30 protein-coding genes and 1 pseudogene are annotated in these 26,559 nt (G+C 63.9%); 12 read left to right on the top strand and 19 right to left on the bottom strand.

The features are described from left to right. Positions 1-113 precede the first annotated feature (113 nt). Both ACQ5DX_RS27830 and ACQ5DX_RS27825 read left to right on the top strand, forming a co-directional pair. Positions 114-248 (top strand): hypothetical protein, encoded by a 135-nt coding sequence (locus ACQ5DX_RS27830; RefSeq protein WP_430335986.1) that lies wholly within the window; start codon positions 114-116, stop codon positions 246-248. Positions 249-377: 129 nt separating this feature from the next. After that, a complete protein-coding gene (locus tag ACQ5DX_RS27825; protein ID WP_430335985.1) occupies positions 378-731 on the top strand; it encodes a histone-like nucleoid-structuring protein Lsr2 in 354 nt (117 codons plus the stop codon). A gap of 1,293 nt (positions 732-2,024) precedes the next feature. Here ACQ5DX_RS27825 and ACQ5DX_RS27820 read toward each other — a convergent pair. From ACQ5DX_RS27820 to ACQ5DX_RS27810, 3 genes are all read right to left on the bottom strand, one after another. Continuing rightward, entirely contained in the window at positions 2,025-2,348 is a 324-nt protein-coding gene (locus ACQ5DX_RS27820; RefSeq protein ID WP_430335984.1) for a hypothetical protein, read from the bottom strand. Between the two features lie 708 nt (positions 2,349-3,056). Further along, positions 3,057-3,260, bottom strand: a complete 204-nt coding sequence (locus ACQ5DX_RS27815; RefSeq protein WP_430335983.1) for a hypothetical protein — start codon at positions 3,258-3,260, stop codon at positions 3,057-3,059. Between the two features lie 316 nt (positions 3,261-3,576). Then, positions 3,577-3,783, bottom strand: a complete 207-nt coding sequence (locus ACQ5DX_RS27810; RefSeq protein ID WP_430335982.1) for a hypothetical protein — start codon at positions 3,781-3,783, stop codon at positions 3,577-3,579. A gap of 1,043 nt (positions 3,784-4,826) precedes the next feature. Between ACQ5DX_RS27810 and ACQ5DX_RS27805 the strand changes: the two genes are divergently transcribed. Then, positions 4,827-5,981 carry an RNA-guided endonuclease InsQ/TnpB family protein gene (locus ACQ5DX_RS27805; protein WP_430335981.1) on the top strand — a complete coding sequence of 385 codons (1,155 nt, stop codon included), beginning with the start codon at positions 4,827-4,829 and terminating at the stop codon, positions 5,979-5,981. Here the strand turns inward: ACQ5DX_RS27805 and ACQ5DX_RS27800 are convergent. After that, positions 5,945-6,472 carry an alpha/beta fold hydrolase gene (locus ACQ5DX_RS27800; RefSeq protein ID WP_430335980.1) on the bottom strand — a complete coding sequence of 176 codons (528 nt, stop codon included), beginning with the start codon at positions 6,470-6,472 and terminating at the stop codon, positions 5,945-5,947. The genes ACQ5DX_RS27805 and ACQ5DX_RS27800 overlap by 37 nt on opposite strands. A 343-nt stretch (positions 6,473-6,815) precedes the next feature. On the opposite strand from ACQ5DX_RS27800, the gene ACQ5DX_RS27795 reads away from it, so the two are divergent. Then, positions 6,816-7,688, top strand: coding sequence for an SGNH/GDSL hydrolase family protein (locus tag ACQ5DX_RS27795; RefSeq protein WP_430335979.1), 873 nt, complete (start codon positions 6,816-6,818; stop codon positions 7,686-7,688). A 171-nt stretch (positions 7,689-7,859) separates the two neighbouring features. Here ACQ5DX_RS27795 and ACQ5DX_RS27790 read toward each other — a convergent pair whose 3' ends face one another. After that, the gene (locus ACQ5DX_RS27790) at positions 7,860-8,264 is read right to left on the bottom strand and encodes a DUF6891 domain-containing protein (RefSeq protein ID WP_430335978.1); all 405 of its coding nucleotides are present in this window, start codon (positions 8,262-8,264) and stop codon (positions 7,860-7,862) included. On the opposite strand from ACQ5DX_RS27790, the gene ACQ5DX_RS27785 reads away from it, so the two are divergent. Continuing rightward, positions 8,257-8,490: a hypothetical protein gene (locus tag ACQ5DX_RS27785; RefSeq protein ID WP_430335977.1), complete on the top strand. Its 234-nt coding sequence runs from the start codon at positions 8,257-8,259 to the stop codon at positions 8,488-8,490. The genes ACQ5DX_RS27790 and ACQ5DX_RS27785 overlap by 8 nt on opposite strands. Positions 8,491-9,331: 841 nt before the next feature. Here ACQ5DX_RS27785 and ACQ5DX_RS27780 read toward each other — a convergent pair. The 7 genes and pseudogenes from ACQ5DX_RS27780 to ACQ5DX_RS27750 all read right to left on the bottom strand — a co-directional run bounded on the left by ACQ5DX_RS27780 (position 9,332) and on the right by ACQ5DX_RS27750 (position 14,345). Continuing rightward, positions 9,332-9,505, bottom strand: coding sequence for a helix-turn-helix domain-containing protein (locus ACQ5DX_RS27780; protein WP_430335976.1), 174 nt, complete (start codon positions 9,503-9,505; stop codon positions 9,332-9,334). A 154-nt stretch (positions 9,506-9,659) separates the two neighbouring features. Further along, complete coding sequence (locus tag ACQ5DX_RS27775) at positions 9,660-10,313, bottom strand: NaeI family type II restriction endonuclease (protein ID WP_430335975.1); 654 nt, start codon at positions 10,311-10,313, stop codon at positions 9,660-9,662. A 163-nt stretch (positions 10,314-10,476) separates the two neighbouring features. Next, positions 10,477-10,653: a hypothetical protein gene (locus tag ACQ5DX_RS27770; RefSeq protein WP_430335974.1), complete on the bottom strand. Its 177-nt coding sequence runs from the start codon at positions 10,651-10,653 to the stop codon at positions 10,477-10,479. Between the two features lie 185 nt (positions 10,654-10,838). Continuing rightward, a pseudogene (locus ACQ5DX_RS27765) lies at positions 10,839-11,372 on the bottom strand (DDE-type integrase/transposase/recombinase); the annotation flags it as partial. A 442-nt stretch (positions 11,373-11,814) separates the two neighbouring features. Continuing rightward, positions 11,815-12,159 carry a hypothetical protein gene (locus ACQ5DX_RS27760; RefSeq protein ID WP_430335973.1) on the bottom strand — a complete coding sequence of 115 codons (345 nt, stop codon included), beginning with the start codon at positions 12,157-12,159 and terminating at the stop codon, positions 11,815-11,817. Positions 12,160-12,639: 480 nt separating this feature from the next. Then, a complete protein-coding gene (locus ACQ5DX_RS27755; protein WP_430335972.1) occupies positions 12,640-13,533 on the bottom strand; it encodes an N-acetyltransferase family protein in 894 nt (297 codons plus the stop codon). 485 nt (positions 13,534-14,018) lie between these two features. Then, positions 14,019-14,345, bottom strand: coding sequence for a hypothetical protein (locus ACQ5DX_RS27750; protein WP_430335971.1), 327 nt, complete (start codon positions 14,343-14,345; stop codon positions 14,019-14,021). Between the two features lie 395 nt (positions 14,346-14,740). Between ACQ5DX_RS27750 and ACQ5DX_RS27745 the strand changes: the two genes are divergently transcribed. The 4 genes from ACQ5DX_RS27745 (at position 14,741) to ACQ5DX_RS27730 (ending at position 17,117) form a co-directional block, all read left to right on the top strand. Further along, positions 14,741-15,160, top strand: coding sequence for a hypothetical protein (locus ACQ5DX_RS27745; RefSeq protein ID WP_430335970.1), 420 nt, complete (start codon positions 14,741-14,743; stop codon positions 15,158-15,160). A 319-nt stretch (positions 15,161-15,479) separates the two neighbouring features. Then, positions 15,480-15,647 (top strand): hypothetical protein, encoded by a 168-nt coding sequence (locus ACQ5DX_RS27740; RefSeq protein ID WP_430335969.1) that lies wholly within the window; start codon positions 15,480-15,482, stop codon positions 15,645-15,647. Between the two features lie 507 nt (positions 15,648-16,154). Further along, complete coding sequence (locus tag ACQ5DX_RS27735; protein ID WP_430335968.1) at positions 16,155-16,796, top strand: hypothetical protein; 642 nt, start codon at positions 16,155-16,157, stop codon at positions 16,794-16,796. A 3-nt stretch (positions 16,797-16,799) separates the two neighbouring features. Beyond that, the gene (locus tag ACQ5DX_RS27730) at positions 16,800-17,117 is read left to right on the top strand and encodes an IS110 family transposase (RefSeq protein ID WP_430336327.1); all 318 of its coding nucleotides are present in this window, start codon (positions 16,800-16,802) and stop codon (positions 17,115-17,117) included. A gap of 277 nt (positions 17,118-17,394) precedes the next feature. On the opposite strand, the gene ACQ5DX_RS27725 is transcribed toward ACQ5DX_RS27730, so the two are convergent. Then, positions 17,395-18,282, bottom strand: a complete 888-nt coding sequence (locus ACQ5DX_RS27725) for a LysR family transcriptional regulator (protein ID WP_430335967.1) — start codon at positions 18,280-18,282, stop codon at positions 17,395-17,397. Positions 18,283-18,395: 113 nt separating this feature from the next. Between ACQ5DX_RS27725 and ACQ5DX_RS27720 the strand changes: the two genes are divergently transcribed. Next, complete coding sequence (locus tag ACQ5DX_RS27720) at positions 18,396-18,848, top strand: PACE efflux transporter (protein ID WP_430335966.1); 453 nt, start codon at positions 18,396-18,398, stop codon at positions 18,846-18,848. Between the two features lie 572 nt (positions 18,849-19,420). Here the strand turns inward: ACQ5DX_RS27720 and ACQ5DX_RS27715 are convergent. The 4 genes from ACQ5DX_RS27715 to ACQ5DX_RS27700 form a co-directional block, all read right to left on the bottom strand. Then, positions 19,421-19,846 (bottom strand): hypothetical protein, encoded by a 426-nt coding sequence (locus ACQ5DX_RS27715; RefSeq protein WP_430335965.1) that lies wholly within the window; start codon positions 19,844-19,846, stop codon positions 19,421-19,423. A gap of 504 nt (positions 19,847-20,350) precedes the next feature. Next, positions 20,351-20,554 carry a hypothetical protein gene (locus tag ACQ5DX_RS27710; protein WP_430335964.1) on the bottom strand — a complete coding sequence of 68 codons (204 nt, stop codon included), beginning with the start codon at positions 20,552-20,554 and terminating at the stop codon, positions 20,351-20,353. A gap of 776 nt (positions 20,555-21,330) precedes the next feature. After that, positions 21,331-21,993 (bottom strand): RES family NAD+ phosphorylase, encoded by a 663-nt coding sequence (locus tag ACQ5DX_RS27705; protein ID WP_430335963.1) that lies wholly within the window; start codon positions 21,991-21,993, stop codon positions 21,331-21,333. Then, positions 21,990-22,313 carry a hypothetical protein gene (locus ACQ5DX_RS27700; RefSeq protein WP_430335962.1) on the bottom strand — a complete coding sequence of 108 codons (324 nt, stop codon included), beginning with the start codon at positions 22,311-22,313 and terminating at the stop codon, positions 21,990-21,992. The genes ACQ5DX_RS27705 and ACQ5DX_RS27700 overlap by 4 nt, the downstream gene beginning before the upstream one ends. Positions 22,314-22,340: 27 nt before the next feature. On the opposite strand from ACQ5DX_RS27700, the gene ACQ5DX_RS27695 reads away from it, so the two are divergent. Beyond that, entirely contained in the window at positions 22,341-22,739 is a 399-nt protein-coding gene (locus ACQ5DX_RS27695; RefSeq protein WP_430335961.1) for a hypothetical protein, read from the top strand. Between the two features lie 378 nt (positions 22,740-23,117). Here the strand turns inward: ACQ5DX_RS27695 and ACQ5DX_RS27690 are convergent, their stop codons facing one another. Beyond that, a complete protein-coding gene (locus ACQ5DX_RS27690) occupies positions 23,118-23,732 on the bottom strand; it encodes a hypothetical protein (protein WP_430335960.1) in 615 nt (204 codons plus the stop codon). Between the two features lie 1,294 nt (positions 23,733-25,026). Between ACQ5DX_RS27690 and ACQ5DX_RS27685 the strand changes: the two genes are divergently transcribed. Continuing rightward, positions 25,027-25,683 carry a TetR/AcrR family transcriptional regulator gene (locus ACQ5DX_RS27685; RefSeq protein ID WP_430335959.1) on the top strand — a complete coding sequence of 219 codons (657 nt, stop codon included), beginning with the start codon at positions 25,027-25,029 and terminating at the stop codon, positions 25,681-25,683. A gap of 85 nt (positions 25,684-25,768) precedes the next feature. Here ACQ5DX_RS27685 and ACQ5DX_RS27680 read toward each other — a convergent pair whose 3' ends face one another. Further along, positions 25,769-26,404: a VOC family protein gene (locus ACQ5DX_RS27680; protein ID WP_430335958.1), complete on the bottom strand. Its 636-nt coding sequence runs from the start codon at positions 26,402-26,404 to the stop codon at positions 25,769-25,771. Positions 26,405-26,559 lie beyond the last annotated feature (155 nt).

Genomic DNA, 26,559 nt, shown 5'->3' with positions numbered 1-26,559 from the left:
CAACGCAATCAGCACCGACCTGCTCCACGTTACGTTGTTTCAACTGTGGATGAATCTGGCAGGACCGCTCAATACATTCCTGTCCGGCCTTTCCTAGAAGGAGATTGAAACGTATGTCGTCCAACTACTGGCACGGCTTGGTGAACTTGCTCACGGCGTTCACCACCGTCGGGTCTGTCGGGCTGTACACCGCCTCACAACAGGGTGGAGGCTGGGCAAGCCTCGAATCGATGACCTCGGGCAGCTGACCTAAGGGGGCTGCCAGGTGGGCGGTGGAGCCGATAGGCCACATGCTGTGGGCTCCACCGCCCGCTACCGTCCCCATGAGCATTGCGCGGGGACGGTTTTCGCGTCCAACGACACGTGCAGGGGAGGGCATGATGTTCAAGGTGGTCGTGGAGACCCTCGACGATCTCGACGGGAAGACGATCGAATCCGGAGGAGAGACAATCGACTTCGCGATCGATGGTGTCGAGTATTCGATCGATCTTCGTGACGAGAACGCGGCGCAGCTACGCCGCCTGTTCGGCGGCTACACCCGACATGCCCGCCGTATCGGCGGGCACAAGAGGTGGGCAGGGAGGATGCTCCCTGCATCTGACAACGGGATGCGCGACGTCTGCGAATGGGCCCGCACCCACGGCCACCCCATCGCACGACACACTGGCCATGTCCCCCACGCCGTCCTCGCGGACTACGCTGCCGCGCACCCCGCCCAGAAGACGGGATGAGCTCCCGCGTGCGTCACCCGATACCGTCAATCGGGCTCTTGCCCGGAAGTAGTCGCCACCCGTTGAGGTACTGCGTGTGGAGTGGGGTCATCAGCTTCCCGCCCGTCGCCGCCTCGATGGAACTCAGTTCTACTGTGCGGCACTCAGCTTCGGTGACGTCAGGGGGATTGGTGGGCGGCAGCGTTTTCATTCGGCCTATCTCGCAACCGTGAGTCGTGCACCGCTGTGTTTCGTCATGCGACAGATTGCAGCGCCGTCGTTTCCAGTTGGAAACGCGCTCCCCTACGGTCCAACCGACGAACTCGGCCCGACCCGGGCATGACCTCAGGGGAGGCAAGGCGCCGCACCAAGGGACAAGTCGCCAGACGCCTCTGGCGGACCACAAATGGTGAGATCGAGAATCGCCGTGCACTGTCGGCACCATGGTGTGCCGGCCGAGCGGACTTCGACGGGGAACGTCGGATGTCCGCGACGTCTGAACGAGCGTGCTTGCTGTGGTTGAGAGTTAGTGAGTTGTTCTCTGATCACAACCTGGCGGAGGCAGGATTTTCGACCAAGCGATGGAGGCGTCGCGCGTGGCAGTGTCGAACGAACCCCGATCCTGAACTGGGATGATCCACGGTTCAGCCAGTTCGGGGTGCCCACCATGGGCCCCGGTAGGCCCGGTCTTGAGTATCCGCAACGAGCGCACCGATGGGTTCACACAACGTTCGCGACGGTTACGCGCTCGACGACACGCAATCAGCGCCCTTAACCTTTGCGAAGACCCGCGGGGTCGGCACCCAGCGACTCGCGTTGGTCGAAACGCTTGCGCGACAGAGCAGAATCCCAACAAGAGTGGAGGGACTCGTCCTCCGTGCTGAGTTCCGGCATCCCCGCGTCCGGTACTTCCGCCGCGTCGTTCCGGACCGAGGGCCGGCGGGAGGCCCTGCTGACCCTCGTCCTCCTGGCATGGCCGAGCTTCCTTGCCGACGGTGAGTGGATCGACGGTTCCTACGCGTTACCTCCCGATGCGACTTGCCGCCCGAGGAATTCTCGAACCTTGATGAGGAGACACTCTTCGACGCCGACGCCGACGCCGACGCCGTATTACCTGGGGGAAAGCCGGCTCAGCCGGATGCCGCGACCTCTCCCAGTTTGTGATCCAGTCCCTAGGAACCTTCGACTCGCGGGACCACCTGTTCCGCCCGCATGGGCAAACCCTCCGTTGGGATGTGCACTGTGCCTTCGAGTCGACATTCAGCCGCTGGATTGCACACTAGGTGCGCTATCGCACCCCCGAAGGCCGTGAACTCAGTCTCGCCAGACGGATGTGTATGCGTACCAAGCCCCACCGAGGTGTGTCGACGAGAAGTCATCGAACCCTGCGGGCTCCCCGTTCGGTGAGTACACCCATCCGTTGCTGGTACCGAAGGAGAACCGGGACGCTTCACGGAAGTAGACCTCACCGTCACGGCCCTCGAACGCGTGGGAGATGTCGAATCGGCCGATCTCGAGGTTCTCTCGGGTGCTGTCAGGGCTGGCGAGCAGTTCCTGAGCTGCCCGCTCGAACTCCGGCCGCATCTGGTCGAACGATGTCGGCTGCAGGATGGAACTGAGCCCAACAGCGCTTAGCATTACTACCGGCGCTGGGAGAATCCACCACGACCATCGACGTTCTTCGACGACATAGATCAGCGTACGGACCGCCCAGGCCAGTCCCACCACACTCAGTGTAAGTAGCGCCCCGAGAGCGAAGATGAGAGGCTCGGCCCACTGGAAGCTGCCGAATCGAGATGGCCACCAACCGTAGTGGAGGCAAATCACGAGGCTGACAGCGAGAACTGCCACGATCGAGATGACCAGGCCAGGGGGTGATAATGCCTCCGCGCCCCAGCCCGCTTCATATCAGCGGCCCTCGTCTCGCTCATCCCGACAATCTAGCTGGGTCCACCGAGCGGCTGACTGATAGTAATCGAGCCCGACGCGAGATGTGCCGTGAGAACACATCGAGTTCTCATGTCGGCCACCTCCTTTGACTGGATGGCGCGGCGGCTCGCAACAACGCCAACGGCGGTATAGGTGGTGGGGTTGTGGGCCCGTCTGGTGCCGGTCAGATCATTCTGGGCCCTCGTCGAGATCCAGAACTCATTAAGGGTTCCGGTGCGGAAACCACGGCGGACGACGCACCTACGAGCACCGCACAGGTGGCGCGATCCTCGACCCGCCTCAGCCGCAATAGCAAGACAGCCGCGGCTTCAGGCGGACTCAAATCGACCCCGGTCGCCGGCCGGGTGCCGGTGGTCAGCTGGTCGCTCTGGGTGGATTGCGGTGCCGGCGCGGCGGCTACTCACGAATTACTTGAACCGCGGCGTCTTGGCGGAACCAAACGATGCACGAGTGTCCGGCATCGTCCAGGCGGCGAACCTGGGCTTGGAGAAGCGCCGCGGCCAGGTCGGCGAACAGCCGGTGCTTGGTCCGGTCGGACTCGGCCAGCGCCGTGTGCGCTTCCGGCGGTACCGGATCCTTGGCGAAGGTGTCAGTGCCCATCGAGGACAGGCGGATCAGTGGCACGACGGGTCCGGTCCAGCGTCGCGGACCTCGCCGAACAAGCGCGGCAGGTCCAGCGATTCCCGCAGCGACTGCTGACAGGCCTCGCTGCTGAACCCCTGATCCAGCAGGGGGCGCGGATCTCGGCAGGCCAGCTGGCGATGCGCCCGGCCGAACAGCCGCGCGCATCGCGTCCAACTGCTCGCGCGCGAACAGGTCGTCGGTGTTCGAGTCCGGCAGCCGCTTCGCCTTCTCCTCCGACAGATAGTCGACGATGTCCTCATGTGTCGGGTCGAGCCGGACCAGTCCGGTGACTTCACCGGGAAATCGCTTCGCGCGGAGCCGTGCACACAAGCCACCGAGTGAGTGCTGACCAGAAGGTACCGGCTGGGTACAGCAGCAGCTCGTGCGGGTCATCGGTCACCTGTGTGCCGCTGCGCGGGAGGTCCACCGTGTCGCTCCAGCCGGTGCCGAGCCGGTCGTAGACCACCCCTGTGGTGAACTCCGCGACGAGGCTACGCACGGTCCGATGCTCACTACTCGGCTGCACTTGATGTGTCCGGTGTTGCAGTGGGCGCCGGCCCGGCGACGTGGCCAAGGCCTCGGGATCGACTGATAGCCATCAGTGTGCGCCGCAGTCGCTCACGAACGGGCGAAGTAGAAGATCGGGGGAACAGCACGGTGCAATCGCTTTTGGACACGGATCGCCACGCTGCCCCCCCCGATCACCGAGAGCTGTGCATCCCTGCCGAAAGATGCGTGCCGCCAGCTGCAACTCGATTCAATGAGCGCTGTCCGTGCGCGTTGTTTGGCCGGGACCGCGAGCTTGACGGCACTCGTGCGGCAGGTTTCGGGAAAGGACCAGCACCCAGCTACAAGACATGGGTGGCCCGGCCGGCACCCTACCGATTCCAGTGAGGTCCGTCCTCACCGGAATTCGTCGACTCATCCCGGCATGGAAAGCCAATACCAGCAAACGAGGCCAGGGCCCGTCGCATGCACGTCTCCAGTTCCGTAGTCGATCGGTTCGCCGGTGCGGCTACAACATCTGCCTCCGGAGACCACAAGACACCAGAATCAACGTCGACCGCGGCGTCCATCAACCCGGCCGCCCACAGTTCCAGATCCCGCGAGTCCAGAAAGGGATCCCACGCGCGCACCCAACGCGACACGGCATCCCACCGAAGATCCGGATTGTCCACATTCCGCGACTGCATCCCACCAACCTCCACACGGCGCCAGGTGGTCGCCTCACCCGCGAAGGGTGATCCTGACCCGCCGCGCACGGCAGTACAAGGACGAACGCTCTGAGAGGGCGGGTTCCAGGGAACATCGCAGCACAATGAGCCGCTGAGACAGGAGCGGGCTGTCCGGCCTTCGGGGCGGACATGCCGCTCGACTCCTCGCTTCTAGTCAGCTGTGGTTCTTGATGAGGAACTCGACGACCCGGGGAACGACGTGCTGTGCATGCGTCATCGGATGTTTGGCGCGGATACTCCCTCGTTCACGGGGGAGAGGAAGCGCCATCCTCCTTTCTGTCGGTGGTGTCGGTTAGGTTTTCCGTGCATGGGGGAAGTTGTGCGGTACACGTTCCGGCTGCGGCCCGGGTCGCGGGCGGAACGTGTGCTGACCGAGGAGTGGCATCGGTGCCGGTTTCTGTGGAACGAGGCTGTCCACCAGAAGAAGTCGGGTGGTAAGCCGACGTTCGGGAAGCTGTCGAAGCTGCTGACGGCGGCGCGGTCGGGTAACGAGTGGCTGCGGGACGGATCGCAGGTCGCGCAGCAACAGACGCTGCGCACGTACTCGCAGGCGTTGGGGCAGTCGTTCACGGTGAAGGGGCGGGGCCGGCCGGTGTTCAAGCCCCGCAAGCAGGCACAGTTGTCGCTGGAGTTCACGCGCCGGGGGTTCCGGATCCGCGACGGTCGGCTGGTGCTGCCGAAAGGGATCGGTGTGCCGGTGGTGTGGTCGCGGGAGTTGCCATCGGAGCCGACGAGCGTCCGGATCACGCGGGATTCGCTGGGGCACTGGTATGCCTCGTTTGTGGTTCGCGGCGACGCGCCCAACGCGCCGGAGGCTGTGGGTGGGACCGGTGTCGACTGGGGTGTGGCCACCACCGCCACCACGACGGACAGCGAATTCGATCTTCCCTATCTTGGGCACCGTCAGCGGTGTGCGGCGGAACTCATGCGGGCGCAACGGAAGATGACCCGTCGTCACACCGGCAAGCGCGGACCTCAATCCAATGGTTACCTGCGTGCGCGGCGGGAGGCTGCGAAGCTGCAAAAGAAGGCCGCCCGCCAAAACGCGCACGACACTCGCGTCTGGGCGAAGAAGGTCGTCGAGCGCCACGACCTGATCGCGGTCGAGGACTTCACATCGAGGTTCCTTGCCAAATCCACAATGGCGCGTAAGGCCGCCGATGCGGCGATCGGCGCGGCGAAACGCGAACTTCTCGAGCGTGGTGTGCGGGCTGGCCGGAAGGTGGTGTTGGTGCGGCCCGCCTACACGTCGATGACGTGTTCGGGTTGTTTCGCCAGGGTCAAGCAGCGACTCGGGCTCGGCGAACGAAACTTCCGATGCACGGCCTGCGGGTACACCGATGGTCGGGATCGGAACGCTGCCGGGGTGATCCTGGCTGTGGCAGAACGCGGCCACACACGTGTTGACGACGTCAGACAATCTGATCACCTCCTCCGGGGGGATGGCCCGGTTGCGGTCTGAGCGTGAAATCTCCTGCCTTCAGGCAGGAGAAGCGTTAACACCTCAGCGGGCAGTGCACCCAACCGGTCTATCAAAGCGGCTTCGCTGTCCACGACCGAATGAAGAAGCGGTGTCGTCGGGCCAGGACCTGCAATGCGGACTCCGGCCGAGAACTGACTTGGGCACGTCGACAGCAAGTGTTCGATGGTGAAGCTGCCTGGGGAATAGCCGACCAGCGCTGGCGGCCTGTCGAGGCCCAGCACGTCGATGAGGGAGGCGAGGTCCTCGCCCAGGTCCGCGACGGTGCATTCGGGTGAGGGCGCATCGCTCGGCACAACACCACGAGCGGCGAAGGTGACGACCTCAAATCCACTGTCGGCCAGCGCAGCAGTCAGCCCGGAGACCTCCCAGGCGATGGGAGGCATCCCCATCCGGCCGGTCAGAATGACTGGCGGGCCCTCCCCTCGTCGATCCACCCCGAGCCGGATTCGTCCGGTATCGAGCATTTCCATGCTCGGGATTCAACCATCGCCGCCGCGCCGAACCTGAAGGATCGACCGACGTGCCCCGGCCCCGGGCGTCAACCGCTGCTCAACCAGGCGAAACGCGTCGTGCGGGCGCGCCTTCTGAGCCCTTGCGATCGACCGGCGATGAATCCGAATTCCCTCTCGTCGAAGGTTCCCGCAGGCCGGCACGGTGCTCAGCGCGACGCCCTGGAGCGGCTGGCTATCTATCGGCACCCGCGTGATTCAACCACCCCAATTTCCTTGAACAGGCGCGTATGTTGCTGCCCCATAGATGAGATGCGCTCCACATCCGATCGCCTCAGGGCGGACATCGACAAGGAGAGACACAATGACGACAAGGCTCAGAGGTAGCCTCCGGAACGCGGTGTTGGCCGCTCTCGCGGCCACCACGACGGCCCTCGCGCTGGCCACACCGGCATCCGCACAGCCAGGTGCCGTCGAGTACGTCAACCTCGGCGACAGCTTCAGCGCCGGGTCGGGGGTCTTCCCCACCGCCCCGGGGCAGCCGCTCCAGTGCTGGCAGTCGGAACGGAACTTCGCCCACATCGTGGCCGCCGAACTCAACTACCGGCTCACCGATGTCAGCTGCGGCGGCGCGAAGACCGAAGACTTCTACGCACCCCAATATTCAGGCACCCGAGCACAACTCGACGCGCTGTCACCGTCGACCGAACTCGTCACCGTCATGATCGGCGGAAACAACAACAACACCTTCGGCGGCGCAATGGCATCCTGCATCGCCGCGGCGGCGACGAATCCGGGCGCCCACAACCCCTGTCAGGCACGCTACGGCGACAGCCTGACCGAGCCGGTCGTCAGCCGGACCTACCCAGCCCTCGTCCGCGCCCTTGATGACATTCACGCCCGCGCACCGTATGCCCACATCGTCATCGTCGGATACCCGTGGCTGCTTCCACCGAGCGGCGGCTGCTTCCCGCAGCCGATCGCGCCGGGCGACGTCCCTTACCTGCGCGACCTGCAAGCGACACTGAACGACGCCGTGCGGCGGGCGGCCGCTGAGACGGGCACGACCTTCGTCGACACGGCTGCGGTGTCGGAGGGCCGGGACAGCTGCCAGCCAGTCGGGCAGCGGTGGATCGAACCGATGCTCTTCGCCACGCAGCCGGTTCCCGTGCACCCGAACGCCGACGGCGAACAAGCACTCGCACGCGAAGTCCTCAGCGCGATCGAGAACAACTAGCCCGGTCCCGGCCAGCGGCGGCGGTAGTGGGGCTTGGTTGCTGCCGAGCCTCACTACCACTGACCTGCCTTCCGCGTCCCCGGGAGACAACCGGAGCGAAATCGCGGTCACAGCGAGCGATGCGCTGCAACAACACTGGAACAGCTCGAGATCTCCGGGCCCGCCGGCCAGTCAGGTGGCCGGCTCTTTTGACGAAGCCCTGAGTTCACGGACGGGCACGGTCCTAGCCTCGATAGGGACGCACCATCCGGAGTTCTCGAGAAGGACCCGCGTGCCCAAGTCTCGATTCCACTCCGGCTCGCTGCCGTGGCGCGGGAATACGGGAAACACCACATCGGCCGAATAGAGGTCTTCCTTCGCGTCATCGCTGACCACATCGAATTCCTCGGGCGAGAACGCGCCGTAGCCGATGTAGCTTTCGCCGTCCTCGACGAGACCGTCGGTGTCCTGCTGATGAAAGTGCACGTGGCTCCTCCAGTGCCGACTGTCGTCGCGCTCCTCCCAGATCTCGCCGGACGCACAGCTACCGCGCCAAGAGAAGTCCGTGCGGGCAACTACGCCGCTGGTGTTGAGCATCCTCGATGCGGCGCGCGTACGCGCCAATCTCCGCCTGCTGGCGCACTGGCAGTGCGGAGCACGACGAACGCCGCCTGAGCTGCTTGTCGGTGAGGTCGTAGTCCTCAGCGTCGTGCTCGATGAAATCGTCGCCGGCGCGCCGGCCGGTGATCAACAATCCCGGATCTGCCGGATCAGCTCAGCGCGGCTGTCGTCGCTGAGGGTCAGGTCGGGCAGGACGGCGTAGAGCGGGAACGCGTTCGGTTGGACAACGCACTCGAGGCGCACGTCCAGAGCACGAGCGGAACCAGGCGAATCATCCAGCGGCGACGAGGTAACTTCCGCGCCCCACACATCGGTGCGCAGGCCAAGACTGGGAACGACCCCTCCCCTCTTGGCCTTGTTTGGGGGTGGCTATTCGATATCTAGTTGCGCGCGGGTAGTGTTCGGACTTTCCTTATGTTCCGTCCTGGTCGGACTTCGAGCGTGGGGTCAAATCGGGGCTGCGCGCGGGAATGACTATGCGCCTGCCGCGTTCTTGCCGACTGACCTGACCATGAACGGTCGGGGCAGTCCTTCATTCGCCGGTCGGCCACGATCGAGAACCTAGACGAGCGGTGCGCCCTGATCCGGATGAGTTCTACCGTGTCGACAGGCACCGCTAGGAACAGATTGCGGCGACTGAGTCTCAGCCCCAGCCTCAGCCGCGGTAGTGGCTGAAGAGCGCAGTGTGGATCTCCTCGGTGCGGCTCTTCCGCCGGCTTTGTTCGGGCGGAATTGCGGATGTTGTACGCCGCGTTGCGGTCAGTTGCTCACTGGCGTGCGCGGATTGCGCAAGGTTACGCATGGTTGTCCTCCTCATGTTGTAGTCCGGGGTCGGCGGAGTCGTGCACGTTCGGAGAGTGCTGTCCCCGCAAGAGCGGCGTCGGCATCCCGAATCATTGACATGGACGACGGCTCGGATGGTAGCCCCGGATCACTGCGGGTTGCTGTCACCGAACCCGGCCGGTGACCACCGTGAATCCGTTGTGGGTGAACCAGATCGACTGCTTGTTGTCGCGGCGGGAGTGGACCGCGGTGCACCGATCCTACGCCCCTTCCCCTCCCGTTTCCCAATAGGAGCCGAAGTAGTTCAGGTACGCCAACCGTGACGTCTGCCGAACCACGATCGCATCGTTCAAGACCATCTGCGCGCACCCGAATGATCGGGCCAGCGATTGCCACTCCCCTGTCGGGTACGCCCGGCACTGATAGCGCTTCAATGCGGGTCCGACCCTGAACTGTCCACACCGACATTGCGGCGCCAGAAGACAACCGGATCGGCGAGCTCGACGTGAACGACCGGGCTCGCGCCGAAGAAGCTGGGCAAAGCTGGTCGGGCACTGTCATGACTGGGTGCGGCGAGGATACGTGTGGCTAGAGGCCGAGCTCGTTGCTGTTGCCGCGGTAGGGATTTACGTCGGGTGTGGCCGCATCCATGATGGCGCGGCGGTTCGGCATGGCGTTGAGCATCTCGGTCAGGCTCCGGGGATGCGATCGCCGTTGCGGCACTGTGGCCGCAGCACCGGGGGTGGAGCGGCGGTCCGCGCCGAGGGACTGCTCGTCGTTCTTGGAGATTACCGGGGCGGGATGGTGCAGAGTTTCGCCGGGTCGCGCACGGCGCCAGCGGGTTCCTTTGATCATGGCTCCGGTGTTGTCGTTCGATGGTGCGACTCTCACCGAGGTGTATTCCCGAGGTCCTGGGATGGGGACCCCGAGGTCGGCTGCGGCTTGCTTCTGCTGGTTGTATGCGCCGCTCAGGATGACGTATCCCTCGGGTGAGAGTGCTGTGCGGGCGCCGCCGTTTGCGCGGACACGCTTCTGGTCGTCGAATTGCATGGCGACGGGGCGTACCGCAGTCCGGGGCACCAGCTGGCCTTCGGCAACGCGGAAGAATTCATTGGTGCGTTGGTGATCGAGCCCCCCAGTCGGGCTTGGTCCGGATAGCTGCGACCGACGGCGCTTACACCGCCATGTCCCGACGATCGTCTTGTTAGTTAGCGTTGCCGGCTCTAAGGCCACCAATGTCATCTGCCTGCTCCTCCCCCGCTCCACCATGTGGAGTTCATCCCTGCGTGGGGTGGCCCGAGGAGCTTCCTGCCGCCCGACCGGCCGGAGCGTTGGCAGGGTCCTGATCGGTAACCGCCTGATCGGTGGATCAACGCGCTGATCGCAATTGACAGACATGCCCTAGCTAGGAGGCGTCCTTCTCGCTGCGCATCAGCCACAGGCCGACTCCGGCGGCGGCGGCGACCACGGCTGACACCGCCCGGCTGATGATCGCGGTGGTTCCGCTGAGGTCGGAGAAGTTGGTGAAGTAGACGGTCGCGCAGAGAGCGATGACGAGCAGAATCCAGAGCGTGGCCTTCATAGGGTGGTGCCTCCTGTGCTGAACAGTGATCGGCAGCCTTGGTCTGGGGCTGCCCTTACGTCGTCCACTCTGCTCGTGTGCTTGGGCGCACGCATTGGAGCAGTCCCCCCGATAATGGTGTAGTCCGCTACACCCCCAGGGCTCCGGCAAAGTGGGACTGTTGCACGATCAGGTGACAGATTCGGTCACGCAGCCTGAGTGGCTGGTGTGGTCATGATGGTCTCGTATTCGACGGGTCAATTTGCCGAGCCTGCTCTGGCGTTGGCATCGGCGGCAGTGGTAGGTGCGTTCAGTGCAGGTGACGATCGCGATCCGGAGCTCGTCGCGGGTGGCCCAGGGCCGGCGGCCTGGACGTTCTTCTGCAGCAGGGCGAAGAACGATTCCATGGCGGCGTTGTCGCCGCAGGCGCCGACCCGGCCCATCGATCCGGTCATCGCATGCCGGCCACGGGCGTGGAGGAATTTCCTTGAGCGGAAATGCGATCCGCGGTAGCTGTGAACTACGCAGCCGGCCACCAGATCCCCTGCTGCGGCCCGGCGGGCGACGGCCGAATCGAGGGCGTCGACCGAGTAGCCGACGATCCAGTTCGAGTAAACGTCCTTGATCGCACACAGGTAGAGCTTGCCCTCGCCGGTGCGATGCTCGGTTATGTCTTGGAGCCACAATCGATTCCGCTCATCGGCGGTGAAGTCCCGTTCGACGAGGTCGTCGTGGACCGGACATGCTTGGCGCCACGTTTCTTCCAGAGCTGAGGGGCTTCCGGCGCTCGGCCGACAAGCGGCGGATCTCGTTTCGGCCGGGGCTTGCCTGGGCGGCGCGAAAGATCTCAAGCTCTTGCTCGTGCCGGCGCGGGTCTGCTCCAGTTGGGTGACGAGGGGCCGGCACTCGCGCCGGCACCTGGGCGGGCGCCGGGGCTGGCGGGTTGGTGGTGGACTTGTACGGGGCAGGTGAAAAGGGGGCAATAGTGCAGGTACGTGCAGTATTGGGTTTGGCGGTCGCAGGTCTTACTCTTGAAGTGGGAGGCTGCGGTAGCGGAGGCAATGCCGGTGCTGAGGCAGCGGGTATCACTGTGGCGGCGGACTCCAAGCCGATTCCCACTCGGGTGATGGTACACCAGCCCCCAGTTCCGTTGTGGGACTGAGGGACCGCCGGTTGTTCTAGTTAACGAAGCCAGAGGTTCGTTCTCACGTTGTGCGGATCGTGCAGCGCGCCATAGATTTCGACATCCACGTGCCCACGCGGGGCAGTGGCTGCCGTGTTGAAGGTGCGCTGGATGTCGGGGCTTATAGGCTCCAGTCTGGCGCTGAGTGAATGTCGGATAGGCGGCGCTGAGGGCAGCGTTCGCCAGTCCGGTGTTCGCGATGAACTCGGTCTCCGCACGGTTGAACTGATGCTGTTTCCGTTCGGAATCGGGGTGACCGCGATCACGCACGCCGTTCCTGCAGCGACCATCACGGCGATACCCGCCCCGGCGACGGCAGCTCCCACCCGAACGATATTCTTCATGTGCCCCTCCCTTTGCTGCGCTACAGCGGATGAATCATACAGCCGCAGAACAGATTACATCATGATCTAAATAGTCGGCCTAACCCGTCTGGATTCTCGCATAGGGCCGGTCTACCAACGTCATCACTTGATGATCGACGCAGTGAAGAACCCCGGACCCGTTCGGGGTACCGATGTAGAGGACACCGTCGCGGCGGGTATGTTCGCCCCATCCCCTTAACCACCGAACGACAAGTAGATCCCCGGGCTGCTGGCGCTGATTCCGCCATCCGTGAGACTGAAGCGGAACCTCAAGCGGCCGTGCGAGAACTCCTCGACGAATCCACCATCTCACGTAAACAAGTGACCACCGCCGAACTCGCCAGACCGAACTGAGCACCCGTCCATCTCAGCTGCGATTATCTGTCTCCGGACGAGTTGCCGACAGGCCGGCACAACGACTGACCGGCGGGGACTCGACGGGGCAGGTTCCCGCTCGGATCAGCCGACCTGCAGCATCCATCTGCGCTGAAGGACGGTGAGCGTCCGCCATCCGTGCCGGTGCAGGCGCGCGAGGTCGTCGTGCTCGTCTGCCCCGGCGGACGCGAGGACATGCCGTGTCCCTGCCTGCAGCAGCCATCGTGTCGCCGCTTCGAGGAGGGCGTCGGCCACGGTCTCATCGGCAGCGTCAGGAAGATCGAGCTCGGCGATCTCAGCCCAACCGGCCAACGTCATGAGACTGCCTCCCCGAGTGAGGTTCTCGATCACCTCGATGTGTCCGGTTGGGTCGCCAGCCGAGATCGCGGTGAACCGGGTTCCATGGATGCCCACCGTCCGGGTGAGTCGATGCGGATCGAGATCCGTCTCTGGCGATGTGTGGGCCCGGAGATCCTTGCTCGACACGATCTCGGTGCACGCGGGGTCCGGTACGAAGCCGGCGGCGGACAGCGTCGCCGCGACGTGAGGCCACACATCCGGGACGCCATAGGAGACTGGTGTCGGGATGTCGCCGTCAGCGAAGACGTGCGCGGCGCCGCTCCGCGCCAGAACGGCCAGACCGGCGTCGAGCAGCTCTTTCGCGGCGTCGGACCGGTCCGGCCAGAACACGAACCACGCAACCTCCCCGGCATTGCGGTAGTCGGCGGACACATCGGGTTCGGTTCCGTACCGGCGCAGATGCAGCGCGCCGACGATGCGACCATTGACAACGGCAACCAGAGTCTGCCGGTCACGAACCCATGGATCGGTGACGTACTGACTCGGATCCGACTCCAGACTCGCCAGCAGTGCCGCGCTCGATATCGCCCAACCCGGGGCTACCGCACCGAGGTGGGCGTTGACGAGATCGGTCAGTTGCTGACGATCGGCACGGCGGAACGATCGGATGTCGGGCATGGCGAAACTCCGTTCACGCGGCTGAACACCGCTCAATGGGTGATGGTTTCGCCGCTACCCGTGCGGCACACGGACCAGGGTACCGGAAACCAACCTGCGCGTCGTGTCCATCGGTGTCGGGGTGGCGTCGATTCGCCGTCGTACCGACACCAACGCCCCGGGACCTCGATGCGCGGAGAACCTTCCGACTTGCGGCTGCGGTGGGCGATGCGCCGGCGGAAGAGATACTCCACCGACGCGCTGTACGCGTGGCAGGGCGACCGCGTGATTCTCTCGCGGGGTACCCACGCAGTGGGCCCTGGGATCGGGCTGCCCTATGACGTGGCTGGTCGATCTCCAAGGCCGCGCTATCCGGCCGTGGATTCCACCCGACCGCTCGGGTGCGCCCAAAATCGATGCGCGCTATGCGATCGCGAACCTCCCGATCGTTGAGCGAGAACAACAGCAGCTGAACGTGTCTGAACGTGACCCGACTCAGTTTCTGGTCAGAGCCTGGTGCGCAGTTCAGCGAAACGCTGGGCCGCCTCTACGACGGTCGGCAGCTGCAGGTCGAATCTCAGCCGGTCGACGGCTTGGTCCGCCGTGTACCCGAGTATCTGCAGGCGCTGCGCGTCGTCGAGGATCAACGCAACGGCCAGGACCTCCCCTGCCGACCACGCCGGCCACGGTTCGTCTGCCGGCAGATCCGCGACGCTGCGGGCCATCGTCAGCCACGTATCTGTCAGCTCACGAATCTCGACATCAGATCGGGAAGTCGCGGCAAGTACCTGTTCGACCAAGGGGCGCTGGTCCGGCCCATTCGTTGTCCCCATGAGAGCCCAGTCTGACTGGCGGCCGCCACGCCCGGAGAACCCTGGCGGCATTGTCTCCGAAAAGATGCCGCAGACAGCGCGATCAGAAACCATCCTAGACCGTCGCACCACCGTGCCCGCCGTGACACTTGCCGGCCTGATCGTCGACACCGCGACCGGCTGCAGCGACGACAACACCGGCACTGGTGGATCCGCCCGGCGAGCTGCGTGCACACACCGTCACCGCACTGGACTTTCCCCGGTCCTTATTCGACGCGTGGCAGATCACCGATCCGACTAAGCGGCCCACCGACGTAATCCCCCGCGATCGCTCTCCCCGCCGGAACAAGCGACGGCTGGGGCGTCTCCCGCCGGTTGCGCCCCGCGGTGAACGCGGAGCCGCGCCGTGGTCCGCGGTGCAAGAAGCGACTGACTGGGCGGGCCAGGTCGGCGAAAACTCCGCCACCAGGCAGTCGTTCACCGCCACGTCGCCGGACTCGACCCGGCCGGGCGGAATGCCATCATCGAGTTTCGCCAAGCAGTACGCGTCCTACACCGCCACCGCCACCGCCACCGGACAGAGCATCGCGGACACGACCGAAGTCACGAACATCGAGCCCTTCCGCTTCGGGCTGCCTGATGCGCGACTGCTTCACCACCAGCACCCTCAACGGGCAGTCCGCTTCCATGTTCTCGTCGCCGACCGGGCTCGGCCAGCACGAGGCCGCGTCGCCGCCTGCCAGTTCAGGACTTCCGGCAAAGTCGAGGGCGCCACCATCGACGCCGCGGGCAACCGGTGGAACATCCTGGCCCGCAAGGCCGTCAACGGGCAGTAGCACTAGGCAGCATCCAAAGTCGTCACCCAAACACGGGATCAGCGGTAGCGTTGGGTCAGAGACCCGTCATCGACAACCACATCAGTGGTCCACCGTCGAAATCGTCCGATGGCGGGCCTCGCCAGCCCTCACCCACACATAAGCATTTCGCCTGCACTGGGCCATGATCAATATCTGCGGAAACTGGGGCCGCCCGCGGCGTGCGCGGCCTCGACGCGCTCTCGACGGTCCCGGAGCCATTTCTGCTGCTGGACTGCCCTCTCAGCGTGGATCGTCCAGAGCTGCACCAGCTTGCGCTTCTTCTCGTTGAGCCGCTCACATGGGTCCCGCTGACGGTGCGGCGCAACGCCGCACCGTCAGCGGCGAAGATCCCGACCTGCACGAGATCCGCACCGACGCCCCGTCCCATCGCACCCACCTCACCGGGACGGAGATCGGGGCCTCCTCGATCTCCCTCTCAGATACAGAAGCCATGGCGCGGCCGTGAGCGCCACTCCCACTCCGGCGAGCGCGAAGTACCCGATCGAAGCCCACTGGGCGACGAGAGTCGGTACCGTGATGACGCCGCACAACACTGCCAGCACGGCTACCGAAGCGATCGACTGGAATCGGGGGCTGCTGGCTGGTTTTCAGATCAGACCGCTCCCTCACAGCGCCAGCGCTATCGCTCCAACCACGAGGGCACCCGCAAGCAAGCCCATCTCGACAATCGCGGCCGCGATCCGCAGTCCTCCGTGCAGTTTCCGGCTTGTATGGCGTGGCGGCAGGTGTTCGAACCGGCGGGTTCGTAGCGCGCCGTAGGAGACCGTGGGGGTGGCCCGGAGGCTTCCTGCCACTCCACCGGCCAGCGGGTTGGCTCTCAGCGGGTTCTGCCTGCCCGCGGTCTCCGTTCGCTGCCTGGCTCGATACAGGAGAGTCACAACCAGGTGGTGGCCGGAAGCCGGAATGCCGACAGCAGATACACCCGTCCACCAGCACATGGAGACACGCCACGGTGATCGTCATCGGTATCGACCCACACACGTCCACCCACACCGCGACCGCGGTGGATTCGGCAACCAACAGGGATCTGGGTTCGGTCCGGATCAGGGCCTCGTTCGACGACTACGCCCAGTTAATGACCTGGTCGAAGCAGTGGCCGGACCGGATCTGGGCAGTGGAGAACGCATCCGGGCTCGGCCATCACCTCACGCAGTGGCTGATCGGCCGCGGCGAAGCGGTCGTCGATATCCAGTCGACCGCGACCACTCGGGTCCGGGAACTCTCCCGTGGCGGCCGCGGCGTGCGTCGCGTTCTCTCTCAGGGCGACTTCCGCCCGGTCGCGCCGGAGAGCCACACCGACGTGCTGCGGATCCCGGGCGGAGGGCGGATCGACCTGGTCAAGCAGAACGGGCGGCTGGCCACCCAACTCCATGCGCTGCTGCGGGCGCTGTTTCCGGGTGGGATGGAGCGTGAGTTCGACACCGAAGAAGCCGCCCGGCAGCTCAAGGCGTTCGGTCCTGACACCGCGGCCGATGCGATGCGCAGGAACATCGCCCTCGAAATCGCCGGTGATCTGCGCCGGCTCCGGTTCCAGATCGACGAGATCACCACCCGGATCAAGACCGAGCTCACCGCCTGTGGAACCCAACTGTAGAAGATCCCCGGCGTCGGGACCGCCACGGCAGCACGGATCCTCGCTCGCACCGGAAACCCCACCCGATTCCCGAACGAATCGGCGTTCGCGAACTACACCGGCACCGTGCCCGTCGAGATCGTCAGCGCCGACAAACAACGACACCGACTGTCCCGTAGCGGCGATCGAATGCTCAACTCGGCAATCCATATCGTCGCCGTCACCCAGGCGAGGACACCCAGCAGCGACGGCTACATCTATCACCAACGGAAGATGGCCGAGGGCAAGACCTCACGCGAGGTGAAGCGCTTCCTCAAACGTCAAGTCGCGAAACGACTTTGATGCACGATGCGAGACGACCAGCTCGAGAGGCTGGGTGTGCAGTCGGTTGACGCTGCGTGAAGGTGCCAGGCCTCCCAGAGCTATCCGGCCACTATTGACACGTCGGGGCTCGTCTAAAACGGTTCGTCGACGGGACCGATGTGCAGCTAACCGGTATCGAGAACCAAGGGTTGCACCTACCTCCCCGCCTTCTACCGCTCGATCCTCTACGCCGTCGACGACCGCCACGTCAGCCGCAGCAGATGGGGGACGCAATGTTGTGACACCGATCGGTGCATTAGACCCGGGTGCGGCGCATCAATTCGACGATCTCTCCTGCAGCACGGTGTAGGGGCTTCCTGCGGAGCCACACAAGTTGTATGGGGAGGGCCAACCCGTTCTTGAGATTGTCGAACTCCAGCACTCTCAATCTGCCTGCTGCGACGGCGCTTCGGATCGCACATGAGGGTAGATTGGCCCATCCTGCACCGCGTTCGACGAGCCCTATTGCAGTCTCTACGGAGTCCACGTGCCATCGGGCGTCCGAGATCAGGAGCCGGCGGTCGGCGATTTCGTCGTCAGGGCCGGTCACCACGATTTGGCGGCTTCCGCTCAGGTCTTCGAGCCGTCGCAGGTCTTTGGGCAGGCTGTAGGTGTCTACAGCGGCCGCTGCTACCGCCACGAAGACCTCTTCTGCCACGGTTGTCAGGGCTTCCTCGCGGTCTACGTTCGAGGAGGAGACCATCAATGCCAGATCGATCTGCTCCTGATGCAGCATCGTCCGTACTCGGTCTTGTGGTGCGCGGAGCAGATTCATACGTAGCAGCGGGTAGCGGTCGCCGAGTCGGCTGACGGCGTCGAGCAGGTCTTGGTGATCGATGCCTGCCGTCACTGCGATCGTGAGCGCACTCTCCAGGTCCTGTGACAGTTCGACAGCGTGGACCTGCAACAGGCGTAACTTGCTGGCGATGGATCGGGCGTGAGGTTCCAGAGCAAGAGCCTGTGGCGTGGGCACTGCCTCTCGTCGGGAACGATCGAACAAGGGGTATCCGAGTTCGGCCTCGATGTTGGCAATGCTCATGCTCACCGCGGAGGGTACGCGGCGCAGTGCGCGGGCGGCGCCGGAGAAGGAGCCGTGGTCGATGACGGCCAGGACCAGTTCGATGTCGTCGCTGGAGAGGGCCATGTATCTGTCAACTTTCTTGAAGGAATCTAACTTTTTCGTTCAGTTGCTCTGACCATATCGTCTCCTTCCGTCCGACCAACTGATCGAACGGAAGTGTGGAAGTAATGCAAGGCGTGAAGCGCAAGCTGGTCTATGTGAGCGGATACGAGATCCTGGGTCTTCTTATCGGTACTGCGGTGATGACGCTCTTGACCGGTGAACCGGCTGACACCACAGGAGTGCTGGCGATCATGATCACCGCTGTGGCGACGTCGTGGAATCTGGCGTTCAACTACTTGTTCGAAGCGTGGGAAAGTCGTCAACGCGATCGCACGCGCACGGTACGCCGCCGAATCCTGCACGCGTTGGCTTTCCAGATGACCCTGGTGTGTTTCCTGATCCCGCTCATCGCGTGGTGGTTGGATAGATCTCTGTTCGAGGCATTTCTGCTGGACCTGGTGTTCATCGCTTACATCCCCGTCTACACCTTCGCCTACAACTGGACGTTCGACACGATCTTCGAGGTGCCCGCATCGGCGGTAAACGATGTCGAACTGCATCGCCAGGCAGCCCAACGTGGAGACTGACAACGTCCCACCGATAGCGCCGATACCCATCGAACGGATCGATGCACGAGTGGATCTCGTGTGAAAGCTGGATAATCCAGCGGACCGGCTTGGTTGATCACTATCCGATCAACGGTGTCATCCACGGTATTCGCACAGGTTCGTTCAGGGGCAGTGGCCGCCCAACCAGCATGGGACGTGCTGTGTAAGCCACTGTTGCCACTCGGGAGGGACTGGCCAGAACAGGAACCAGTCGTCCATCGTCGAGCACCTCCGGATATCTTTCCCGACCCCCCGGTCAGGCTAGACCTCGCGACCGTGCGATAGGGCGAGCTGGTCATCGACGACTGGGCTCACATTGGCGCAGGAACGGTGCAGGTCGACGCTTCCCTCGTCGACCTGCACCGAGATCTACCCGTCGGCATTCGAACACCGGGGCGCTTGACAGCACACACAGACATCTCAGTTCGGTAATGCGCAACAGCTGGGTCCGTCGACCTAGGCGAATCGCGATCGTCGCGATCCCCAGATCGGGACACAAAGATCCCAGGGAGGACGCGGCAGTCAGGTAATCCCGGTGGAGCTGTCCCCCGTCAGCAGGATCGTCTGCCTGCAGCGAGTACTGCCTTGACCATCAGTTCCTGATCCGCCGGCGAGAACGTCGCCTTCCACGCGGGGTCCGAACGCATCTCATTCACTCGCTCTTGCGCAAACTGCTCGCGATCGAACTCCTCGATACGTCTCGTCCGCACGGGATCGCCCATCAAGTCGAAGTACTCAGACTCCGAGCGACACTTCTCGTCGTACAGTGCCTGACCAGCAAGTCCACTCACGCTGCTCCAATCGCTGCGACGAACCCATGTGCCGGTCTGCGCTTGCCCGTCGAGGTCTTCGGTGCTGGCGGACGTCGATGGCGGTTCAGACGAAGTTCCTGGCTCAGAGTCCGAATCGATCGGACCAGTGCAGGCCGACAGAGCCAGGACGGCAGCACCGACAGCAACCGCGATCAGGATTCTCATGAGCCATGGATAGCACGGTCAGGCGGTCAGCGGAGCTACGGGATCGCCTTCACCTTGAGACCAGTGAGGGGAGCGTTGAGGCACAAATTCGTACGATGCCACCAGCGGCGAAGCCGACTCGGCCCACAGTATCGTCTGTCCTGATCAAGCGACGAATACCATCGATGTTGTGTCGGGGAAGGCCCGTTGCTCGTCGTAGCACTGACGTGTTCGCAGACATGCGTGGAGTTGGCCGAGGAGCTTGCCGAACAGGTGACGCTGAGCTTGGCGGCTCCAGTCACCGGCAGCGCGCCGTCGGTCGAAGTGTTCGCGGGCCCCGGGCGAGGCGATGGGCATCCAGTTGCAGACGCTCCTGCAGCGCCTGGACGCCGCCAGCGCCGCGGTCGACGCTGTGCCGCCCCAGCGGCGATCCACGCCGACCGATCGACCAAGTTCAGGCTATCCGACGTGGATTACACGACTCTGCCGAGATCCTGCGGGGAACCGAGCGCCAACCTTGGACGGCTATCTCTGCCGTTCTCGTCTAAAGTTCACGACGCCCTGGATCAGGATGCCGACACCCATTAGCGCTACGATCCAGGTCATCACGGTGCCCACCACGCCGAGATCGACCATGGTCGCGACCAATACCGCGACCAGCGCAATGGCGGTACCAAGAGGAATCAGGATACGTGCGGGTGGAGTCTTCGGCTCTTCGGTGTTGTTCACCGGGGCAGTGTTCCACAGGCAGCCTGCAACGTCTGGTGCTGCGTCACCTGAGACCCGTCCCGCAGCCACGCATTGCGGAACCGTGCCGCACTCAACACCTTCGACAATCGCCCGAACGTCGGCCGTCCGCCGGGCTGACGGCTTTGCGGAAGCGATCAGCTGGTCTTCCAGCCAGAAGCTGTCGACGCCGAGGACAACGGCTATGAGTCGTGGTCGCCAGGCGAATGCGGCCTGATGTGGCGCTAGCACTCCTGCAACCAGACGTAGACTGGCGCGGTAGCACGCGGCGGCCTCGGAGCTCTCCTGCCTCTACGCCTCCTTATCCGGCCCACCGATAGATGTCCCAGACGGACCCGGGGCTGACGGTCCAACCCAACTCAGGATCGGTTGCAGGCCAGTCCTTTTCTCTGCCTGAGAGAGCGGTGCATAGCGGGGCCACGAAGAACACGACGCCGATCACCCCGGACGCACGATCATGCCTGCCGAGAACCTGAGGACCTCCGCCTCAAAGGCCAGGACGACCCCACACACCGTCAGCAGGACCGAGGAGCAGCATTTCCGGATAAGGGTGCGCCAGAGGACCTGTGCGCCGGGCGTCTGGTCCTCTGAGCGCGTGGCATTCGGCTCCTCGATCGCGACTGCAGATGCCTGTCGGCGCGGATGCGTTCAGTCGTCGACCTGAACAACGCCCAAGAGCCGCATGGCTTCAATGAGATATGCAGAGGCCACGAGATCGGGCCGCGAGTGTGCAGTCGCCATTCCAACCCACCTGCTGGTCACGACGGGCCGAGCGTCGACGGCGGCGCCATGACTGTGATGCCCGCGTTCACCTGCAGATCGGTCAGCAGATCATCCCGGTCGATCAGGCAATCGGTACGTGCAACGCCGTACACGGTTGGCCGGAGCGGCGAATCCGTCTGGTCTCCAGCGGAATCGAACAGCGCGATGGAGGCGCTGGTGTGAGACAGTTCGTGCCGCGCCCAGTACCGGATGCCGTGGTAGCCGGCGTCCTGCAGTGGCGCGGCCCACTGCTGGGTGAGTGCGTAGTCGACGGTCGTCGAGATCTCGGCGGTGACTCCGAACCGGATCGCGGCGTTCGCGGTGGTGTCCGCGACGATCAGGTCCCGGCTCACGCTCAACGTCGAGATCGCACGAACCGCCGCGTCCGCCCGTGCGATGATCCGGATTCCGGACCACGCTTCGAGTAGGCCCAGCAGCTCCGATTCAGCGACGTAGCAGGTCCCTGCCGTGCCAGGCAGGTCGAAGCGGTTGTCGAGGCTGGTGCCGAACCACCACGGGTTCAGCTTCGCCGAGCGGGTCCGGAACAGCGGGACTCCCGCGCGAACAGTGATCTGCGGGAACTGGCCGCGAAGCTCGTCCGGCGCCGGCGCCGGCGCCGGTGGTGTGGTGAGGTGCTGGCTCGCTCGCGGCGGCGTCACGACGCGAGTCGGCCCGCAGCCTGGCGGGCAAGGGTCACCACGTCGGCGGTGTCGCCGTCAATGAGGGCCTGCTGCGGAGTGCGGCCGTCCAGCTCGGGCTGCTCGGTCGACAGCCAGGACGCCACCGTCCACGGATCGACGTCGGCGGCCCAGGCGGCGAGCGTCTCCTTGAAACCCGCGAGGGGGCGATGCGGCGAGGTCTCGGTCAGTCCTCCCGACCAGTAGCCGAAGGTGCCGTCCTCGGCTTGGAGGCGCAGGACTCGACGCGATTGCACGGCCTGGCTCAGTGCCTGCTTTGTCCACTCGGTGATGTCAAGCATCTGCCGAGGCGTGAGGATCGGGCCGATGTGGTTCTCCCACGCGCGCCGCGCTTTGAGGTTCGAGAGCACCCTTTCGACACCGGCGTTGCCCTCTCAGCAGTAGCAGCGATCGTCACGTTGGTCGTTGCCGTCGCGGACCTCACGACGCTCAACAATCTTCTGCATGCCATCTCACCGATTGCCTCCGTGTCGGTCGCCTGGGGATTGTGGCTGCTCGTTGCGTCGGCAACGGGCTTGGCTGCCAGCGCGATTGCCTTGATTGTGAGTACCGCGTCTGGTCAGGGCATTACCCGGAAGGCTCTGCGGGCCGAGTTCCGAGCGATGAGTTCCTCGGACCGCCGTTGTGCCTGGTCCGCGTTGGGTAGCTGCGTTCTGACGATTGGGCTGCTCGGCTTCTTGGTGTATCACGTCTCCGGCGCGAGCTAACTGCGAGCCGTTGACGCGGATCGTCGTGGTCCGAGCGAGGGATGAAATCCTGGGTGAACCCACGTTTCCCCAGGACACCGAGTTTGGCGACCGTTCGAGCTGGGCTAGCGTCCAAGTTGCCGACTGAAGGCGGCACGGTAGGCGTCCACCCCCGACTTGGGCGTCTACCTGTGTTGGGTGGCGGTGGTCCGGAGAAGTCTGCCGCCGCCCAGCACACCAATCCGGTTTCTGTCGAGGGATTTCCACGCTCCAGAATCCGATACCAACCGCACCGAGCGCCGGACTACCTTACGTCCAGCGAAACCCCTCCCCCGGGATTCGCAACCGGCCCACCGGCCTTCCCCCAGAGCGGCCGGTGGGCCATGCTTTTCTGCCGGACTACTCCTCCGTGCCGTATTGCCACTCAAGATGCCCATCTACGACTGCTGGCGTCGAACTCTGATCGAAGACACATCCCGTTTCCAGGCTGTCCGCGAGATCAGGCAGCATGGCACTCATCGACACCCAACGCGGGCCCTCCCCGTCTGCGTCGACTTTCTCGAATTCGGTGACGCATCCGTGAAGTGGGCCCGGTCGGGTGTCGACGACGAACAAGTAGCCATCAAGACCGGCGAATGGAACGAACGCTGGATGGTAGGTGCCCACAACACCTCCCGCCTCGGTGCCAGGTTCAAGTCCACCGAACTCCTCGCTGAACTCGCTCCACACGTCGAGTTCCATCGCACGCTCGTCGACAACTCGCTGCACATCGAACATCGCGTGTTGCGGCAGGAGGCTCACGTGGCGGTCGGCGGGGAACCCGTTGATCAATCCGAGGAGTTCGACCAGCTCGCTGGGCCACTCGATACCCGTCGCCTCCATCGCAGCGTTGATCGCTCCGGAATCAGCGCCATCAAACGTGACGCCATTGAGGTTGTCGCTGACCCAGCGGGCGATCCGGCCCCATTGTTCAGTGACGGATCCCGCTGGCGTTGAGTGCATCGTCGAGTTCATATCTTTCCCTCCCGGTCGCCGATCGTGATGGCGACTGTAGGTCAGGCATCGGACAGGCCGCTCATTTCACCCGCCCGGCTCGCCCGCCCTTCCTACATCCGGACAGCAGTCCCGCTGCGTAGGCAGCGGCGTAGCCCTCGCTGATGCTGCGGGCACTTGCATTCCGTCATCGATGCTTGATCAGCCCCAATCCGGGGCACTCGTCGCCCGCGGTGCACGAGTAGGCGCCATCACCGTGATTCGACTGTGTATGAGGAACTTTCGCTCTACGAGTCTCAACTGGCCGGTCCAGGAGGCGGGTGGCAGTGAGCAGGTACTTCACCGCGGCACTATGCACCCGGCGCTGCCACACCACTCCCACCGCGCACACTTGGCGCGGACTTACCTCGATGGAGTCTTATGACCGGGTTCTGTTCCCGGAGGGTTCGCGCGTCCGTGTGTCGAACAACCTCCTTAGCTCACTACGCTACTTTCGTACGTTCTGCTAATGGGTACTGATCAGGCACCAACAGGTGTTGCAGCACACGAGACCTCCAGCACACCCGGTTCGGTGACTCTAGATCAGCTCTTTCCGTTCGAGGTGGTGGCTCACCTGCGCGGAGACAGGGCGAGTCGTGCGCGGCCGCCGGCGCCATGATGGACTCGCCGTTGCGTGACGGCGAGATCATCGTTCGACGAGCGGACGGACAATGAGAGGTAGACCGCCAACAACTTCACCAGGCCGGGGACAACGGCTGTACCCGACTCCAGCATCTGTTGGGCCCGCGAGCCGTCGGCATCGGACCGGATCCACCACGTCGGCCCGACGACACGCAGTCGGTGAAGCGTGAGTCGCTTGGGCGTCTTTGGCGACTCGCTCGTTCACCATCGAACTGTCCTTCGATGCTTCCCTTTTGCTGTGCCTCCGGCGAGAGGCGCGACCTGCTTGGCATCTGCCCAGCCGACGGGAGCATTGGATACGAGCGCTGGGACGCCGAAATTCAGGACGCTGCAGTTGACACGACCGGAGTTCGAGTCGAATAATCTACTCACAAGTAGAGAGCGCAGCATCAACATAGGTGCGCGGGAAGGCTGGCCGTACGACGCTTTTTGCCTCGTAAGGCAATTCGACCACATCACCGCAGTTTGCGGCAGGGACCACTTCGGGCCCTCAGATGCGAACTGAACGATGCTGTGCTCGCCGAGCGATAGGGGGATGCGAAGTATGACGCCTGCGAAGAGAACTACAAACGGCGCGAGTCGTGGATCAGCGACATCGGCAGATTCGGGACCGCGTGCTTCTGCCCGTCGCGAGTTGGTCGAGAACGAGATCTTTGAGCACGCTGCTCGACTGTTCGCAGAGAGAGGATTCGCGAGCACCAATCTCCAGGAGATCGCGGACGCGGTTGGGTTGACGCGACCTGCGTTGTACTACTACGTAAAGAGTAAGGATGAGCTACTCGCGCGCCTCGTTTCGTCGACAACGGGCGACGCAACGGCAGAGCTGCGCAAGATCAACCGGCGTGCCGATCTCGATCCTACCGAGAAGCTCCGCGCGATCGCACGCGCAAGCGTGTTGCGTCAGGCTCACCATCCTGCACGGTTTCAGATGATCATTCGCTCTGAAGCCGACCTGCCGGCGGAACTTTCCAAATCCCATGAAGCAGGTCGCCGGGCAGTCTTGAACGAACTTGCCAAGGTTCTCGATTCAGGCATCCGATCGGGGCACTTTCGACCGCAGGACACACAGGTAGCCGCATTGACGCTGATAGGAATGTGGAACTGGATGCCGTGGTGGTATCGCCCTGACGGACGCCTGTCAGCTGACGCAGTCGCTGACCAGATGGCTGATATGGCGGTGGCGGCCGTCGCGCAGCACTCCCAGCGAATCCCCGAGACTGCCGGGCCGAAGGCCGCCCTCGCCTTGCTGCGACAGGATCTCGATCTCCTCGACCGCCTCATAGGCGAGTGAGGCGCGTTGACCCGCAGCTGACCGCGCTGCCGTCGCCCCGAAGAGCCTTTTGGAGGCGACGGCAGTGCGGAGGTCGGACGGCCAGTCAGCCGCGAACGTTCAGAGTCTGTTTCTCCCACGCGGCAGCACGTTCAGTGATTAGCTCGGCCTTCCGGCAGAGGAGCGCTTCCATGGTGGGATTGGGCTCACTCACGATGTCGACTAGAGCGTCAATCGTGAGGTTGGCGTCGAGGTCTTCCTGAGGAGTAACCGGACGCAGCGCTCGAGTGATCTCGAACATGTAGCCATTCGGATCGTGGGTGTAGATCGACTCGATCGTCTCATGCTGGAGCTGCCGGTAAACGGGCCACTCGCTGTTGTCGAGGCGGCGACGATAGTCGAGTAGGTCCTCCTCGCTGTCAACATGCAAGGCAAGGTGGCGTGACTTCACGAAGAAGTCTGGTGTGTCCTCGCCGAAGGATGCGTATGCGTCGCCCTTCGGGCCTGTATGGAGGGGTTCGAGGCCGAAGTAGTAGAAGAAGGCGATTCGATCCCCGTTTCCGATGTCGAAGAAGAAGTGGATGAAGTCGGGGTGGTCCTTGGGTCCCCATCCTGCCGCGCAGATCGAATGGACGACGGGAAAGCCGAGCACATCGCGATAGAAGCGGACAGTTGCAGCGGGCTCGAACGTCGGAAAAGCGACGTGGTCGACTCCACGTATGGTGTGCGCCAGTGGTCTCATCTTCGTTTTCCTTTCCTGACTAGCGGTTGAAGCTTCTGTTTCGCAGCACAATCCAAACGGCCGAGCGCAGCGCGCACCGCTGTTCGCGGGGCTGGCGCCAGCTACGTGGACTGAGCGCTGATCCTGGGCCTTAGCAGGCTGGACGGTTGACGTCG

The organism is Rhodococcus sp. ACT016 (assembly GCF_050477185.1).
Lineage (GTDB): Bacteria > Actinomycetota > Actinomycetes > Mycobacteriales > Mycobacteriaceae > Prescottella.
This window is presented reverse-complemented; position numbering and strand designations above follow the sequence as displayed.

Excerpts from the sequence above, each read along its gene's own strand:
- ACQ5DX_RS27830 (WP_430335986.1), top strand. The coding sequence starts at position 114 with ATGTCGTCCAACTACTGGCACGGCTTGGTGAACTTGCTCACGGCGTTC.
- ACQ5DX_RS27825 (WP_430335985.1), top strand. The coding sequence starts at position 378 with ATGATGTTCAAGGTGGTCGTGGAGACCCTCGACGATCTCGACGGGAAG.
- ACQ5DX_RS27820 (WP_430335984.1), bottom strand. The coding sequence starts at position 2,348 with ATGCTAAGCGCTGTTGGGCTCAGTTCCATCCTGCAGCCGACATCGTTC.
- ACQ5DX_RS27815 (WP_430335983.1), bottom strand. The coding sequence starts at position 3,260 with ATGGGCACTGACACCTTCGCCAAGGATCCGGTACCGCCGGAAGCGCAC.
- ACQ5DX_RS27805 (WP_430335981.1), top strand. The coding sequence starts at position 4,827 with ATGGGGGAAGTTGTGCGGTACACGTTCCGGCTGCGGCCCGGGTCGCGG.
- ACQ5DX_RS27800 (WP_430335980.1), bottom strand. The coding sequence starts at position 6,472 with ATGGAAATGCTCGATACCGGACGAATCCGGCTCGGGGTGGATCGACGA.
- ACQ5DX_RS27795 (WP_430335979.1), top strand. The coding sequence starts at position 6,816 with ATGACGACAAGGCTCAGAGGTAGCCTCCGGAACGCGGTGTTGGCCGCT.
- ACQ5DX_RS27790 (WP_430335978.1), bottom strand. The coding sequence starts at position 8,264 with ATGCTCAACACCAGCGGCGTAGTTGCCCGCACGGACTTCTCTTGGCGC.
- ACQ5DX_RS27775 (WP_430335975.1), bottom strand. The coding sequence starts at position 10,313 with ATGACATTGGTGGCCTTAGAGCCGGCAACGCTAACTAACAAGACGATC.
- ACQ5DX_RS27770 (WP_430335974.1), bottom strand. The coding sequence starts at position 10,653 with ATGAAGGCCACGCTCTGGATTCTGCTCGTCATCGCTCTCTGCGCGACC.
- ACQ5DX_RS27760 (WP_430335973.1), bottom strand. The coding sequence starts at position 12,159 with ATGAAGAATATCGTTCGGGTGGGAGCTGCCGTCGCCGGGGCGGGTATC.
- ACQ5DX_RS27755 (WP_430335972.1), bottom strand. The coding sequence starts at position 13,533 with ATGCCCGACATCCGATCGTTCCGCCGTGCCGATCGTCAGCAACTGACC.
- ACQ5DX_RS27750 (WP_430335971.1), bottom strand. The coding sequence starts at position 14,345 with ATGGGGACAACGAATGGGCCGGACCAGCGCCCCTTGGTCGAACAGGTA.
- ACQ5DX_RS27740 (WP_430335969.1), top strand. The coding sequence starts at position 15,480 with ATGGGTCCCGCTGACGGTGCGGCGCAACGCCGCACCGTCAGCGGCGAA.
- ACQ5DX_RS27725 (WP_430335967.1), bottom strand. The coding sequence starts at position 18,282 with ATGGCCCTCTCCAGCGACGACATCGAACTGGTCCTGGCCGTCATCGAC.
- ACQ5DX_RS27715 (WP_430335965.1), bottom strand. The coding sequence starts at position 19,846 with ATGAGAATCCTGATCGCGGTTGCTGTCGGTGCTGCCGTCCTGGCTCTG.
- ACQ5DX_RS27700 (WP_430335962.1), bottom strand. The coding sequence starts at position 22,313 with ATGCTTGACATCACCGAGTGGACAAAGCAGGCACTGAGCCAGGCCGTG.
- ACQ5DX_RS27690 (WP_430335960.1), bottom strand. The coding sequence starts at position 23,732 with ATGAACTCGACGATGCACTCAACGCCAGCGGGATCCGTCACTGAACAA.
- ACQ5DX_RS27680 (WP_430335958.1), bottom strand. The coding sequence starts at position 26,404 with ATGAGACCACTGGCGCACACCATACGTGGAGTCGACCACGTCGCTTTT.